The sequence below is a fragment of the Actinomyces sp. S4-C9 genome (assembly GCF_000758775.1).
Lineage (GTDB): Bacteria > Actinomycetota > Actinomycetes > Actinomycetales > Actinomycetaceae > Gleimia > Gleimia europaea.
Genome location: NZ_JRMU01000016.1, coordinates 64,325 through 79,590 on the forward strand (window position 1 = coordinate 64,325; position 15,266 = coordinate 79,590).

Here is a 15,266-nt window from a genome sequence, read left to right on the forward strand (position 1 = left end):
TCGACTGCTGGGCCTCGCTAAATGTAACGGGACACCCAGCTGGCGATGATTTCCCCCGCCCAGGCAGCTACACCCGGCCTCGTCAACAAATGATCCGCTCCATCTAATGCCACAAAACTCTTCGGCATCTGCGCAGACCGGTAAATATCCATTGCGTTATGCACATCCACAACCCCATCTTGAGGCGAATGCATCACCAGCAGGGCGGCCGAGAGAGAACTGATCTTCTTATGAAAATCGTCTTGATTCTTAAGGTCGTGGAAGATCGGCGCACCCACCAGCATCTCGTGACCTGCAATCTGAATGACAGCCGTGCCCTCTTGGAACACTGGTGTCAAACGATCCTTCAAAATTTCGGCCACATGCCCCGGATCCGAGGGCGCCGCAATCGTTGTAACCGCAACAACCGAATCTAAATCCCCAGCTGCCGCAAGCACAGCCGCGCCGCCAAGTGAATGACCCACCAACAACTTCACCGTGCGTCCCTGCGAGTTCATCCACCGGCACGCGGCTTTCAAGTCTTCAACATCGGCAGAAAACGTGGACTCTGTAAAGTTTCCAGCCGACGCTCCCAACCCTGCAAAATCGAAACGCAACACGCCAATCCCGCGATTCTTCAAGGCCTTCGCAATCCGTGACACCGCGGGAACAGAAATGTTACACGTGAAACAATGCGCAACGATAGCCCAAGTTTGCGGCTCGCCGTCGGGGGTATCCAACACCCCGCTGAGCTTCAGTCCCGTCGCGCCTTCAAACGTAACCTGCTGCGCCATGCCTCGCTCCCTCGCGCGCGCACCGGTCTCTTAGAATCCGACCTCTTTATCGATTACAAAATGAGGACGATGCTTAACCTCACGATAAATTCTACCCACGTATTCGCCAATCACACCCAACGCAAGTAGCTGAATTCCTGAAAACGCAATGATCGCCGCAATAGTCGTAACGTAACCGGGAGTCTGCACGCCGTAAATCGACCAGTTGACGATTAGCCAAATCAGGTAGACGAAGGCCAGGGCGAACATGAAACCGCCGAGACCCGCAACCATGCGTAGCGGCTTCGCATTGAATGAAACAATCCCGTCCCACCCGTAGTTGAACAGTGATTTCAACGACCAAGAAGAAGCTCCCGCAATGCGCTGCTCATTCTCATACTTCACGTAGGAAGTGGGGTAGCCGATCCAAGAGAACAAACCCTTTGAAAACCTCGAGCGCTCATCGAGAGCGAGGAGTGTTTCCACAGCTCGGCGCGAAAGCAGACGAAAATCGCCGGCTCCGTCCACGAGCTCCACTTCCTCCATCATCTTGTTGGACAACCTGTAATACATGCGCGAGAAAGCGGTTCTTAGCTTCGAGTCACCATCGCGATTGCGAAGCGCAACCACCTGGTCAACGCCCTCATCCTCCATCGTCTGAATCAGCTTAGGAATCAGTCGGGGCGGATGTTGCAAATCCGCATCCATGATCAAAGTGGCGTCACCATCGGCATACGTCAGCCCGGCGAGCATTGCCGGTTCTTTCCCGAAGTTGCGCGAAAACAGCACGCCGCGAACCCGGTCATGTTTGCCCGCAAGCTCCTCAATCACCGCGGCGGTATTGTCCGAAGACCCATCATCAACCAAAATGAGGTCCCAATCTTGCGGGCCGTCCACAAACACGGCCTCCACCTGGCGAACCAACTCAGGTAGTGTCTGCTCCTCATTAAAACAGGGCACAACAATGGAAATCTTCTGTAACTGCACGCTTAAAGTATAACAGCGACAAAAGGTGCGCAGTCGTGCCACCGTCCAGCCCAAAAACAAGGGGGAGCGCGGCAAAACCGCCGCGCTCCCCCTAACCGCAAAGCGGCCAGGGCCTCACAAAATCAAACCTGCTCGGGAACCATCGAGATCGAACCGCACGGGCACTCCTCGGCACAAATTCCGCAACCCTTGCAGTAGTCGTACTTGAACTCGTACTCGCCCGGCTTGATCTTCGTGATCGCATTATCTGGGCACACGCCAAAGCAGTTGTCACAACCAAAACAGTTGCCACACGACATGCAACGGCGAGCCTCAAACAGCGCCGAATCCTCGTCCAGACCCTTCACTACCTCATCAAACGTAGACGCGCGGCGCGGCCCCTCCAAACGAGCGCGCATACGCCTTGGCGCATCCGCGTAATACCAGGTGGTCAGACGCTCAAACGCGGCGTCATCGTGCTTGACCGCCGGCTCGTACTCGCCTCCGCGCAGGTATGCGTCAATGTAGCGAGCAGCCTTCTTGCCGTGACCAATCGCAACCGTAACCGTGCGCTCAGATGGCACCATGTCACCACCCGCGAACACGCCCTTCAGGCCCGTCATCATCTGGCGGTTAACCTGCACCACGCCATCTTCAATCTGAATATCCTTAGCGTTTTCAATCAGCGACAGGTCGGCCTCCTGGCCGAGCGCCATGATCAGCGAATCCGCGCCAAGCTCTTCAAACTCGCCGGTGGGCTGAGGGAATCCCTTCTCATCCAGCTCCATCTTCTCAATCGTGATCGAACCGCCATCCACGTGCTTAACCGTGGACAGCCAGCGCATCATAATGCCTTCCTCCTCGGCCTCCTTGACCTCAGAGTCGTGTGCCGGCATACGGTCACGCGTGCGGCGATACAAAATCACAGCCTCTTCCGCACCGAGCCTCTTAGCCGTACGAGCGGCATCAACAGCAGTGTTGCCACCACCGTAAACCACCACGCGGCGGCCCAGCAGCGGCTTGTCACCCGTCTCCACCTCGGACAGCATCGAAACTGCGTCCATGATCTTCGCCGACTCACCCGCAGGCACGTAAGCGCGCTTACCGATATGAGCACCAACCGCGAGGAACACCGCGTCAAAGTCGTCCGTCACGTCCTCAACGTTCTCAACCTTTCGGTTAAGCTCAATCTTCACGCCCATATCCATAATGCGCTGAATCTCGCCCTCAAGGATGCCGCGCGGCAGACGATACGACGGAATACCGAACCTCATCATGCCGCCAGCCATCGGACCAGCCTCGTAAATCGTCACGTTATGACCCAAACGGCGCAGATGATACGCCGCGGACAAGCCGGACGGGCCCGCACCAACAATCAGCACGTTCTTACCCGTATCCGCATTCACCGGCTCAACCGTCCAGCCTTCCTCAAGCGCCTTATCGCCCAAGAAACGCTCAACCGCGTTGATCCCCACGGTCTCATCAACCTTGCCGCGGTTACACATCGTCTGACACGGGTGGTAGCAAACGCGCCCCATCACGGCAGGCATCGGATTGTTCACCATGATTTCGCGCCAAGCGGACTCATAGTCACCCTCTTCGGCGTGGTAAAGCCACTGCTGAACGTTCTCACCAGCCGGACACGCCTTATTACAAGGAGGTAGCAAATCCACGTAGATCGGACGCTCCGTGCGCCACGAACCCGTCTCGTTTGCCAGCGACGAACCCACGTCCAAAGTGATAGCAAACGGCTTCGTATCACCACTAATGCCAGAAGTTGCGTCACTACGTGCCGCCGCCGAAACGTCTACGGCCTCACTTGTCACATCACTCTTACTCATCGTCAGTTCTGTCCTTGCTTGTCCGCCTTGCCAGCGCCCTCGCCAGCCTTCACATTTGCAGCCCCGTCAGCGCGCGTTTGCGCGCCCGCAGAGTATTCACCCTGCGTTGAGGTCGCGTCCGTCTGCTCCGTGGCGCCCTCATCAAACTCATCAAATGGCTTCCTGAATCCGTAGCGAGCCTCTTCAAACTCCACAAAACGCTCAGTTGCGAGGTCATAATCCTCATCATCCACCAGGTTGTAGCGGCGAATATTCCTATCCGCACCCGCCTGGATGCGCCTGATCGCCTCCTGGTCGCCACCCTTCTTAAACAGGTGTGCGAACCGGCGTTGCGGCTTCAAATACTCCTCAACCGGGGTGGGCCTACGTAGCTTCATCACCGAAGTGACCTCACCATACTCGGCCTCGTAAACCGGGAAAATACCCGTCTGTACGGCAAGGCGTGCCAAATGGACCGTCTGCGCGGAGGCCGAGCCCCAACCCAGCGGACACGGCACCAGCACGTGAATGTAACGCGCTCCGTGGAACTGCATCGCGCGGTTCACCTTGTACTCCAAGTCGCGCAAGTCCGCCACGGTTGCCGTTGCCACGTACGGGATTTCGTGAGCCATCGCGATGCGCGGCATGTCTTTGCCCTGACCCCACTCGTTGCCCGGATTCGGACCCACCGGCTGGGTGGTAGCCGTACGCGCCGTCGCCGGTGTAGCACCCGAACGCTGCACGCCCGTATTCATGTACGCCTGGTTGTCATAACAGATGTAAAGCACGTCATCGTTGCGCTCAAACATGCCAGACAGCGGGCCAAAGCCAATATCTACCGTGCCGCCGTCACCGCCCTGAGCCACCACGCGCGTTGTCCGACCCTTTGCCTTAAACGCTGCGGCCGCACCCGTTGCCACCGCCGCCGCGTTACCAAACAGGGAATGCAGCCAGGGAATAGTCCAAGACGTTTCCGGATAGGGCGTTGAAAATACCTCCAAGCATCCGGTTGCATTAATAGCCACCATGTCCTTATCGGTTGCACGCATCGCCGTATCGAGGGCGTAGCGGGCGCCCAACGCCTCACCGCATCCCTGACAAGCGCGGTGACCTGAGGTCAGCGAGTTATAGCGGTCCGGATCAGACTGGACCGAACGCAACTGCTCGTCAGCCAGACGGTTACCCACCGCATAAGAGCCAACCTGGTAAAACTTAACCTTCTCTCGCGCCGGAATAGCAGTTTGGCGCACCTGCGGAAAGCCCTCGTGTACCCCACTATCAGTACTCATCAGTTATCCGCCTTCGTAGAAACTTCCAAATCCAACTTCGCGTTCACCCGATCTTGCATGTCGCGAATCATGTTCTCGGCAGGAGCACCCGAACGGCGCGTGCGCGCCTCACGCTCCAACTCACGCTCAACGAGTTCCTTATCCAAATCCAAGAAAGTGAGGTGATCGACGTCGTCAACAACCGCCCTATCGAGGTATTCATGCAACGAGCCCGCGGTAATGTTGCGGCCACCCAGGCCTGCGATCAGCTCGTGACACGTGAAGTTCAATCCGCGCATTGCCGCCCGGCAGTGCGATGACACGATGCCACCAATGCCAACAGAGAACGCCTTTTCCAAAACCACAAAACGCTTCGCGCCCTGCAAGACCTCACGAACTGCATCGGAGGGGAAAGGACGGAACGAGGTAATACCGAGAACGCCAATCTTCTCACCGCGAGCGCGGCGAGCATCAACCACGTCCTTGATCGTGCCGAGTACAGATCCAAGTGCCACGATGATCGTCTCCGCGTCCTCGCACTTATACGGGCGCACCAAACCGCCAGAATCGCGGCCAAACACCCGCTTAAACTCTTCTTGCACCTGCGGAATAAGCTCCAACGCCTGCAACTGCTTCGCGTGAGCCAGGTAGCGGACCTCAGTGAACGCCTCCGGACCCACCATCGCGCCAATCGAAACCGGATCGGACGGATCCAGCACCTGCCGCGGCTCGTAGGACGGCAAAAACTTCTCAACCTGCCCAGCCTCGGGCACATCCACCTGCTCCACCGCGTGAGTCAAAATGAAGCCATCCATGCACACCATGACGGGCAACGAAAGCTCCTCCGCAATGCGGAAAGCCTGCACGTGTAAGTCCGCGGCCTCCTGGTTGTTCTCCGCGTAAAGCTGCAACCAACCCGAATCGCGCTGGCTCATAGCATCCGTGTGGTCATTCCAAATGTTGATCGGAGCGCCAATCGCACGGTTCGCAACCGTCATCACAATCGGCAAGCCTAGACCCGAAGCGTTATAAACAGCCTCAACCATGTACAACAAGCCCTGCGACGCCGTAGCCGTGTACGCCCTCGCTCCCACCGCCGACGCACCAATGCATGCCGACATTGCAGAGAACTCCGACTCCACATTCACATACTCGCAATGCTCCAACTTGCCGGATTTAACCAGAGCGGAAATGGCCTCCACAATATGGGTTTGCGGACTAATCGGGTAGGCCGCAACGACCTCAGGATGGCACGCAGCAACAGCCTTCGCGATGGCTTGCGAACCCTCAATCTGCTCAAGCATTATCTACCTTCATTTCCTCAACCAAACGGAATGCGGCCTTCGCGGCCTCCTGGTTCGCCTCGCCAACCTTGCCTGCAAATCGGCCCGAGATCGCGCCGAGCACCGACTCCAAACGCACAATTCCGGTTAGCGCAGAAACACCACCCAAAAGCACCGCGTTAGGAAGCGGACGCCCCAGGTGTTGCAACGCAATCTCAGTGGCTGGAATCGTAACAATATGTCCCGGTAAAGAACGTTCCTCCAACTCGGCAAGTCCGAGCTCTTCCAGCGATTTTGCTGAATTCACAAGGCCGTAGCCGTCCGGCTGCAAACCTGAAAACACGTCCATAATCGGCAAAAGAGTTGGATCTTGAACAATAACCACATTTGGCGAGAGCACAGGCTCGCGACTGCGAATCACTTCATCGCGGATCCTGCAGTAAGACACAACCGGGGCGCCCATACGTTCAGACCCAAAAGAAGGAAAAGCCTGCGCGTGGTGGCCGTCTTCGAATGCCGCCATTGCCAACAGGTCCGCGGCAGTTACAACACCCTGTCCGCCTCGACCATGAATTCTTATTTCGACCATATGTTCATGCTAGGCACGTGCCAGTTGCGCAATGGTGCAGGCCAGCAGATCGTTGAATTAGTGCGGCTTAACCCTGTTAACCAATTATGAAAATGGCGCGGTTTTCATAATTTGCGTGTTACATATATGTACCTGCCGCTAGGCTTCAGCAGGCTCTTCCAAGCGCTTGGCAAGCCTGGTGAACACGCGCTCAATCACCTCGGCCTCCCCCGTCGATAACTCGTTCAACATCAGTTGCTCGACCTGACGCGCATGCAACTTCCCAGCCTGCAAGAACGTATGCCAACCCGCTTCCGTGAGCTGCACGTACAATCCGCGAGCGTCACCTTCTACATCACCTCGACATATCAAGCCGCGCTTTTCCAGCACCTTCACCTGGTACGACAAGCGGGATTTCGAGAACGACATCTTGGCGGCGAGGTCTTTAAACCGCAACCTGCGCCCCTCGGCCTCCTGCAACAACACGAGCACGTTATATTCCGCGAGCGTCACGCCAGCGCCCTCGCGAAGCACCGCTTCCATAGCGTCCTGCGCGCGTGCCGTAGTTTCAAAATAGACACGCCAAGCACGCCACGTAGCTACCTTGCGTTTCGCTTCCTCTGGCGAGGAAGCTGCGATGTTAGCGCGCGGCCTCGCGTCCTTTTCACTCAACTCACCCAAGGGAACCCAGCATTTCTTCCAGTGGCGTCACGTTTTTGAACTTATCGTCGGCCTCCGCCCGACCAATCGCGGGACGAGCAACTAGCGCCTTCGCGAACTGAGCACCCGCGCTCTGAATCCTCTCGTGTAGCGGCGCGTCGCGCGTGCCGTCATTCTTATCAATCACGTCGCCAAAATCATCGGACGCCGCGAACACGGCCGAAGGCATTACGTCCATCCGCAGGTACGAAAACAGTGGGCGCATCGCATAATCGATCATTAGCGAATGTCGGGCCGTGCCACCCGTAGCGCCCAGTAGCACCGGTTTTGCGCGGAGCGGATCCTCAAACAAATCCCAAAACGCCTTGAACAAACCTGAATAGGACGCTCGAAATGTAGGCGAAACAGCTATTACACCATCGGCCTCGCGCACCGCATGCAACGACTCAGCCAAATCCCCGACCGGGTTCATCGTCAGCATCGCGTCCATGATCGCACCAGCCAAAGGCCGCAACTCAACTACCTGCACATCCGCGCCCACACCCTCCTGGGACAAGTGATTCGAGGTTGCCTCAGCAAGCGCCTTAGCCAGCCTCGTCGACGACGCCGACTCGGACAGGCCGCCGCTCACCACCACGCGACGCGAAGCCGGCGTGAACGGATCACGCGTAGAGTCAATCGCTCCGCCCTCAAAAATCTCGCTCATCTTTCCTCCAAATGCTCTACTTCGAGCCGCTTTCGCCACGCTCGGACCGATCCGCAAACGCCTGTGACCCAGGGCCACCACCCGCTATCGGCGCCCTACCTGCACGGTCGCGTTCCACCAGGAACTCGTGAGTGGGACCATCCGGCACATGCGCGGGCCTCATCGAATCGAACTCCGCCCGCAAAACCGGGAGAACCTCACCCCACATATCAAGCTGTTCCAACACCGTCTTTTGTGGCAAACCAGCATGGTCAATCAGGAACATCTGGCGCTGATAGTCGCCCACCAATTCGCGGAACTCGAGCGTGCGATCAATAACTTCCTGCGGCGACCCCACAGTCAGCGGCGTCATACTCTGATACTGCTCCAACGATGGGCCATGACCATAAACCGGCGCATTATCGAAGTACGGGCGGAACTCATTCACAGCGTCTTGCGAATTCTTCCGCATAAACACCTGTCCACCCAGCGCCACAAACGCCTCATCCGCCTTCCCGTGACCGTAATACTCGTAGCGTTCACGGTACAGGTTCACCATGCGGATCACGTGGTCCTTCGTCCAGAAAATGTTGTTATGGAAGAAGCCGTCACCGTAGTACGCGGCCTGCTCCGCGATCTCGGGACTGCGGATCGACCCGTGCCACACAAACGGGGCCACCCCATCCAACGGACGTGGCGTGGCAGTGAATCCCTGCAACGGCGTGCGGTATTTACCCTGCCAGTTGATCACGTCCTCGCGCCACAAACGGTGGAGCAGATTGTAATTTTCAACCGCCAGCGAGATGCCCTCGCGAATATCCCTTCCAAACCACGGATATACCGGGCCGGTATTTCCCCGCCCCATAGCGAGGTCCACTCGACCATCAGCCAAATGTTGCAAATAAGCGTAATCCTCAGCCAGACGCACCGGATCCATCGTGGTAATCAACGTGACCGCGGTTGAAAGGATGATGCGCTCGGTTTGCGCTGCCAAATATGCCAGAAGAGTCGGCGGGTTGCCGGGCGCCACAAACGGAGGATTATGGTGCTGACCAGTTGCAAACACGTCAAAGCCGACTTCCTCGGCATGTTTTGCTATCTCAACGGTGTTCTTGATGCGCTCGTTTTCTGAGGGTGCGGTGTGGTATACCGGGTCACGAGTAATGTCACCGATGGTGAAAATCCCAAACTGCATGGCTCTCCTAGGTACAAAATCAGACACAAAACAAGATTGTTCAAGTTTGAACGACTAGGTTAAGTTTAACAACTACACTCCCACACGCAACGGATAAGCCCATCTATGACCCATCCAACTGCAGCCTTCCACGCACGTTGCACACAAAAGTGGCCGCGAGACTAAACTCGCGGCCACCTTCACGTAGCTAACAACAGCGCCTCATGCGCCAGTAACCATTAACTAGGCCTGCTGCCACACAGCATCAAACGGGGTGTGCGCGGGAAGACTTCCCGCAATGCCGCGCGTCACAATCTCCTTAGCGACGCGCACAGCCTCGTAAATATCCGAGCCCTTAGCAAGCTCGGCCGTAATCGCGGCAGCAAGCGTGCAACCCGCGCCCGTTGGACGCTCATCGCCAATCTTCGGCGAGGCATAGCGCGTGATCTTCTCGCCGTCCCACAGCAAATCAACGGCCTCGTCGCCTCCAAGCTGCATGCCACCCTTAGCAAGCACATACTTCGGACCAAGTTCGGCGATCTTTTGCGCCGCGCGAGCCAAATCGGCCTCCGTGCGCACCTCAATACCAGAAAGCTGCTCGGTCTCAAACAAGTTCGGCGTCACAACCGTTGCCAGCGGCAACACCTTGGTCTTGAGCGCCTCGTCCGTATCGTGCGCGTCACCGGCCTCCTGGCCCTTACAAATCAAAACCGGGTCAAGAACAATGTTCTTCCACTCGTTGGTCGCCAGCGCCTCGCGCACCGCCTCAATAGTGGCCACAGTGCCAAGCATGCCGATCTTCGCCGTATCCACATCCCACGTGGAAACCCCAGCCTCAACCTGATCCTTAATCACCTGCGGATCAACCGGAACAAACCTGTGAGCCCAGTTATTCTTCGGGTCGAATGACACGATGCAAGTAACCGCACCCATACCAAACACGCCAAGCTGGTGGAACGTCTTCAAATCCACCTGTAGCCCGGCACCGCCAGTTGCCTCGTTGCCTGCGATCGTCATGACCTTAACTGGATTGCTCGACGACATTTCCACCTCGATATAAATAGTTCGAAAAGCATAAGCGAGCGCCTCGAGAGCGCACCTACAACGCAAAGATTACACTCAAACTACTGCCTTGCCATATCCACAAAACGCGCGTAATGACCCTGGAAAGCAACCGGAATCGTTCCCGTCTCACCATTGCGGTGCTTGGCAACAATAATGTCGGCTTCACCCGGGCGCTCATCCTGATCGTAATAATCCGGACGATGTAGAAGCATGATCACATCCGCGTCCTGCTCCAGCGAGCCCGACTCTCGCAGGTCGGCAATCATCGGCTTCTTATCCGTACGTTGCTCCGGACCGCGGTTCAGCTGCGCAACCGCAACCACCGGGATCTCCAACTCTTTGGCCAAAAGCTTGAGAGAGCGGGAGAACTCGGAGACTTCCTGCTGACGCGACTCCACCTGTTTGCCTGACGACATCAGCTGGAGGTAGTCAATAACGACGAGTCCAAGATTGTGCTGCTGCTTCAAACGGCGACACTTCGCGCGAATCTCATTCATCGCCATGTTCGGCGAATCGTCGATAAAAAACGGCGCCTTTGAGATGTTAGAAATCGTCTTCGACAGCCGCGTCCAGTCGCGATCTTCCATCTCCCCTCGGCGCATCTTGCCGAAATGCACTCCGGCCTCGGCAGCAATCAAGCGCATACCGATCTCTTCTCGTGACATTTCCAACGAGAAGATCACTGAGGTGATGTTGTGGTGCACCGACGCCGCCCTCATGAAATTCATCGCGAGAGTTGACTTACCCATTGCCGGGCGAGCGGCAACAATAACCATCTGGCCCGGCTGTAAGCCCGTAGTGAGGTGATCCAGGTCTGCAATACCCGTAGGCACGCCCTTCGAAACGTCCTTGTTCTGCGCAAGCTCATCAAGATGGGCAAGTAATGGATCTGCGATCTCAGACAGCTGCACATAATCCGTAGTGCTCCGCCGCTCAGAGACCGCATAAATCTCAGATTGCGCGGCATCCACAATGTCATCAACATCCCCGCCCGTCTCGGCGTAACCGAGCTGAACAACACGAGTGCCTGCCTCCACAAGACGCCGCAGTTGCGCCCGCTCACGCACAATGCGCGCGTAATAACCCACGTTTGCAGCCGTCGGGACCGAAGCGATCAGAGTGTGCAAGTACGTTGGCTCTGGCAGACGGCTTAGATTTCCCTGGCGCTTGAGCTCACCGGCAACTGTGAGGGTATCCACAGGTTCGCCGCGGGAGTACAGCTCCATGATCGTGTTGTGGATCATCTCGTGATCCGGGCGGTAGTAGTCCGAGCTATCCATCGCCTCGATGACATCGTTCACGGCGTCCTTGGAAAGCATCATGGAGCCGAGAACGGATTGCTCCGCTTCAATATCTTGCGGGGGGATTCGATCAAAACCCGACTGGTCTGCCACAAAAACCGCCTTTTAGTTACATGCACCCTGCGCCCACGATTTTAGTGAGGCCGCGCTAGAGACACGCTCTATTTTGCACACAGGCGCGGTTATCAACAGTTACTGAGGGAAACAGTTAATACCGGTAAGGTTATCCCCGAAAGGTCAACTCCAAAAACCCTAAATGTTAATAACTTGTGCATTTTCGGTGGATAACTCCCATAAATTGTTTAAAACCTGTGGATAACGTGTGGATTGTGTGGAAGTCGTGTCAACGATGTCCATTCTCAAACCCTTGGAACAGCGCCAAATTATCCACAGTTTTGTTCACACCCTGTGGAACAAAAGTCGAAGGTAAATAGGTGGATAACTTTGGCACAACACTCAAGTAAGACTGAACCGCAACTTGAAGGTTTAGAGCTCAATCGAGAGATTCTCCGTCTCGCCCTCCCCGCACTCGGGGCACTTTTGGCTCAGCCACTGTTCACTACCATCGACTCGGCTATGGTGGGGCACCTCGGAACGGAGCAGCTAGCGGGCCTCGCCCTCTCTTCAACGATCCTTATGACGGCGGTAGGCCTATTCATTTTCCTGGCTTACTCCACAACATCGATCACCGCGCGAGCACTAGGTGCAGGGAATATTGCTTCTGGCTTGCGTGCAGGCATTGAGGCAATCTGGTTAGCCGCACTTCTTGGCGTCATAACCGCGAGCGCTCTCATTCTGGCAGCCCCCATCATCATCAGCTGGTTCCGAGCCGACACTACTGTTATCCCACACGCCATCGCCTACCTGCAGTACTCATCACCCGGACTCGTAGGCATGCTCGTAGTTCTTGCAGCGACGGGAACATTACGCGGTCTCCTCGACACAAAAACCCCGCTGTACGTTGCCACGGCAGGTGCAGCCGGCAACGCAGCTCTAAACGCGATCTTCATTTACGGGCTAGACATGGGGATTGCCGGTTCTGGTTTGGGCACCGCAATAGCACAAACCTTGATGGGGATCATCCTCGTGGCCGTAGTGGTTAAAGGCGCTCGGCGTGAGGGCGTCAGCCTGAAGCCATCATTCGGAGGATTGCTAGGCGCCACAAACGCTGGCCTGCCACTACTTGTGCGCACTCTGACACTGCGCATCGCGATCCTCGCAACCGTTGCTGTAGTTACGCGTGCGGGCGCGATTGCCCTCGCCGCCCACCAGGTTGTAAACACAGTGTGGAACTTCGCGGCCTTCGCTCTCGATGCTCTTGGAATTTCCGCCCAGTCATTAACCGGCTACTCCATCGGTACCGGCAACCGTGCACGAACCCGCGCGCTCGTTCGCCGCATCACTATTTGGGGTGTTGCAACTGGCGCTGTGCTCGGACTTGTGATTATCGCTGCATCCGGCCTACTTCCATGGATCTTCGGAACCGACCCAACCATGCACAGCGCAGCTACGCGCGGCCTGTGGATTGCGGGCGGTTTCCAAGTTCTGGCCGGTTTTGTTTTCATGATGGATGGCGTGTTGATAGGCGCGGGAGACAACCGTTTCCTCGCTGTGGCCGGCATACTCACGCTGGTGCCATACCTGCCCGTCTTGTGGATTATCCTGGAGGTTTTCGCGGATGAGAAGACCCTTACTGCCGCTACGCAAACCACAGTACTTATGTGGGTGTGGGTAGCATTTGCCGGCATATTCATGGGAGCGCGTGCGCTCACTACCGGACTACGCGCTCGCGGATCGAAATGGATTGCTCAAGCCGAAGAGACTCAGTAACACGCGTTTTCGTGGGAGTTGCTCACATTTGTTCGCGCGGTCTGGTACATAAGGGGCCATCACGGTAGCATGAGAGTCCGGTCCACATTTGTGTACCGATTCGCATATCCCTCCTGTCACGGAACTACCGTGACCGTTGAGACCAGAGGAGGTGGGGAAACATGCGTAAGTACGAACTGATGGTGATCTTCGATCCCACCGTTGATGAGCGCACCGTCGGCCCCTCGATGGAGAAGCTTCTGACCAAGGTAACCGAGGCTGGCGGCTCCGTTGAGAACGTCGACATTTGGGGCAAGCGTCGTCTTGCTTACGAAATCAACAAGCAGTCTGAAGGCATTTACGTGGTTGTAGACATGACCACCACGCCGGAAGTTTCCAAGGAAATCAACCGACTGCTGTCACTAAACGAATCCGTGATGCGCACCAAGCTGATGCGCCCGGAAGCGTAACACTGGATGAGAATCTGAGGAGCCAAAGATGGCTGGAGATACCGTAATCACGATCATCGGCAACCTGACTTCCGACCCGGAGCTTCGTTACACCACGTCGGGCGCACCGGTTGCTAACTTCACCGTTGCGTCTACTCCGCGTAGTTTTGACCGCAACTCTGGGCAGTGGAAGGACGGGGAAACCCTGTTCATGCGCTGCTCTGTGTGGCGCGATGTTGCAGAGAACGTAGCGGACTCCCTAACTAAGGGAACACGCGTGATTGTTCAAGGGCGTCTCCAGCAGCGTTCCTACGAGACCCGTGATGGCCAGCAGCGCACTACCATGGAGCTCGCGGTCGACGAAATCGGCCCGTCGCTTCGTTACGCGCGCACGCAGATTACCCGCAACCCGTCCAACTATGGGGGCGGCGGCGGATACAACCAGGGCGGAATGCAAGATTCCTCTGGTTCAAGCGGACCGTCTTACGGCGGTGACGCTGGCTACGACGCGCCTCAGGGCGGGGCTTCTAATGACCCGTGGGCAACGGGTGGTTCCACGAACTTCGATTCGGAGCCTCCGTTCTAACGGTTCTTATCTAACTTTGCTCAACAACAAGGGCGCACGCTAGTGCGAGAGATTTTTAGGAGACACCATGGCGAAGCCTCAACTTCGCAATAAGCCGATTAAGAAGAAGGCGAACCCGTTAAAGTCCGCCAAGATTGAAAAGATTGACTACAAGGACACCGCGCTTTTGCGCAAGTTCATTTCGGACCGCGGCAAGATCCGCGCCCGTCGTGTAACTGGCGTGTCAGTTCAGGAGCAGCGCAAGATCGCGAAGGCCGTGAAGAACGCCCGCGAGATGGCTCTTCTGCCGTACTCGAGCTCCGGACGTTAAAGAGGGAGGAGACTGAATAATGGCAAAGCTAATTTTGACCCACGATGTCCCTAACCTCGGTGCTGCCGGTGACGTCGTTACCGTTAAGGACGGCTACGCTCGCAACTACCTCGTTCCGTGTCGTCTAGCCGAGCGCTGGACGCCGGGCGCACAGAAGGCACTGGACAAGATCGCTGAGCGCGCGCGTGCGAAGGAAATCGCAAACGTGGATGACGCTCGCGAGGTTCGTGACCAGCTTCAGGAAATCAAGTTTGTTGAGATCTTCAAGCTTGCTTCCACCACCGACGCCCTTTACGGCGCTGTCAAGACCGGTGATATTGCTTCCGCTATCAAGGAAGCTTCCGGCATCGACATCGATCGTCGCAAGATCGTCGTGGAGAAGGCTATCAAGTACGTTGGCGACCACAACGTGACCGTCAACCTCCACCCGGAGGTTTCCGCACGAGTCAAGGTTCGTGTAAGCGCCAAGTAGTTTACGCATAAAAGGTGCCGCCCTCATGATTTTGAGGGCGGCACCTTTTATGTCCTACGAAATTGAAGGGCGCCCCTGACGAGGCGCCGTCCAACCTA

16 protein-coding genes are annotated in these 15,266 nt (G+C 56.6%); 5 read left to right on the plus strand and 11 right to left on the minus strand.

Going from position 1 to position 15,266, the window contains the following annotated elements; translation table 11 throughout:
* Positions 1-17: 17 nt before the first annotated feature.
* The 11 genes from HMPREF1628_RS06900 to dnaB all read right to left on the minus strand — a co-directional run bounded on the left by HMPREF1628_RS06900 (position 18) and on the right by dnaB (position 11,635).
* On the minus strand, positions 18-773 hold the full coding sequence (locus tag HMPREF1628_RS06900; protein WP_034509844.1) for an alpha/beta hydrolase family protein: 756 nt from the start codon (positions 771-773) through the stop codon (positions 18-20).
* Positions 774-803: 30 nt separating this feature from the next.
* A complete protein-coding gene (locus tag HMPREF1628_RS06905; protein ID WP_034509846.1) occupies positions 804-1,739 on the minus strand; it encodes a glycosyltransferase family 2 protein in 936 nt (311 codons plus the stop codon).
* 122 nt (positions 1,740-1,861) lie between these two features.
* Positions 1,862-3,559: an NAD(P)-binding protein gene (locus tag HMPREF1628_RS06910; protein WP_232219408.1), complete on the minus strand. Its 1,698-nt coding sequence runs from the start codon at positions 3,557-3,559 to the stop codon at positions 1,862-1,864.
* A 2-nt stretch (positions 3,560-3,561) separates the two neighbouring features.
* Positions 3,562-4,827 (minus strand): thiamine pyrophosphate-dependent enzyme, encoded by a 1,266-nt coding sequence (locus HMPREF1628_RS06915; protein WP_034509848.1) that lies wholly within the window; start codon positions 4,825-4,827, stop codon positions 3,562-3,564.
* Complete coding sequence (locus HMPREF1628_RS06920; protein ID WP_034509852.1) at positions 4,827-6,110, minus strand: transketolase C-terminal domain-containing protein; 1,284 nt, start codon at positions 6,108-6,110, stop codon at positions 4,827-4,829. The genes HMPREF1628_RS06915 and HMPREF1628_RS06920 overlap by 1 nt, the downstream gene beginning before the upstream one ends.
* On the minus strand, positions 6,103-6,678 hold the full coding sequence (locus HMPREF1628_RS06925; RefSeq protein WP_034509855.1) for a 2-oxoacid:acceptor oxidoreductase family protein: 576 nt from the start codon (positions 6,676-6,678) through the stop codon (positions 6,103-6,105). The genes HMPREF1628_RS06920 and HMPREF1628_RS06925 overlap by 8 nt, the downstream gene beginning before the upstream one ends.
* A gap of 138 nt (positions 6,679-6,816) precedes the next feature.
* Positions 6,817-7,329 (minus strand): MarR family winged helix-turn-helix transcriptional regulator, encoded by a 513-nt coding sequence (locus HMPREF1628_RS06930; RefSeq protein ID WP_198030420.1) that lies wholly within the window; start codon positions 7,327-7,329, stop codon positions 6,817-6,819.
* A gap of 1 nt (position 7,330) precedes the next feature.
* A complete protein-coding gene (locus HMPREF1628_RS06935) occupies positions 7,331-8,023 on the minus strand; it encodes a CE1759 family FMN reductase (RefSeq protein ID WP_034509858.1) in 693 nt (230 codons plus the stop codon).
* A 16-nt stretch (positions 8,024-8,039) separates the two neighbouring features.
* Positions 8,040-9,197, minus strand: coding sequence for an LLM class flavin-dependent oxidoreductase (locus tag HMPREF1628_RS06940; RefSeq protein WP_034509862.1), 1,158 nt, complete (start codon positions 9,195-9,197; stop codon positions 8,040-8,042).
* A gap of 222 nt (positions 9,198-9,419) precedes the next feature.
* Positions 9,420-10,220 carry a bifunctional hydroxymethylpyrimidine kinase/phosphomethylpyrimidine kinase gene (thiD, locus tag HMPREF1628_RS06945; protein ID WP_034509988.1) on the minus strand — a complete coding sequence of 267 codons (801 nt, stop codon included), beginning with the start codon at positions 10,218-10,220 and terminating at the stop codon, positions 9,420-9,422.
* Between the two features lie 80 nt (positions 10,221-10,300).
* Positions 10,301-11,635: a replicative DNA helicase gene (gene dnaB / locus HMPREF1628_RS06950; protein ID WP_052038969.1), complete on the minus strand. Its 1,335-nt coding sequence runs from the start codon at positions 11,633-11,635 to the stop codon at positions 10,301-10,303.
* Positions 11,636-11,986: 351 nt separating this feature from the next.
* Between dnaB and HMPREF1628_RS06955 the strand changes: the two genes are divergently transcribed.
* From HMPREF1628_RS06955 to rplI, 5 genes are all read left to right on the plus strand, one after another.
* Entirely contained in the window at positions 11,987-13,372 is a 1,386-nt protein-coding gene (locus HMPREF1628_RS06955) for an MATE family efflux transporter (RefSeq protein ID WP_034509995.1), read from the plus strand.
* A 161-nt stretch (positions 13,373-13,533) separates the two neighbouring features.
* Positions 13,534-13,821: a 30S ribosomal protein S6 gene (gene rpsF, locus HMPREF1628_RS06960; RefSeq protein ID WP_016444431.1), complete on the plus strand. Its 288-nt coding sequence runs from the start codon at positions 13,534-13,536 to the stop codon at positions 13,819-13,821.
* Between the two features lie 28 nt (positions 13,822-13,849).
* Entirely contained in the window at positions 13,850-14,386 is a 537-nt protein-coding gene (locus tag HMPREF1628_RS06965) for a single-stranded DNA-binding protein (RefSeq protein WP_034509866.1), read from the plus strand.
* Between the two features lie 67 nt (positions 14,387-14,453).
* Positions 14,454-14,696, plus strand: a complete 243-nt coding sequence (rpsR, locus tag HMPREF1628_RS06970) for a 30S ribosomal protein S18 (RefSeq protein WP_016444433.1) — start codon at positions 14,454-14,456, stop codon at positions 14,694-14,696.
* A gap of 19 nt (positions 14,697-14,715) precedes the next feature.
* Positions 14,716-15,168 (plus strand): 50S ribosomal protein L9, encoded by a 453-nt coding sequence (rplI, locus tag HMPREF1628_RS06975; protein WP_034509869.1) that lies wholly within the window; start codon positions 14,716-14,718, stop codon positions 15,166-15,168.
* Positions 15,169-15,266 lie beyond the last annotated feature (98 nt).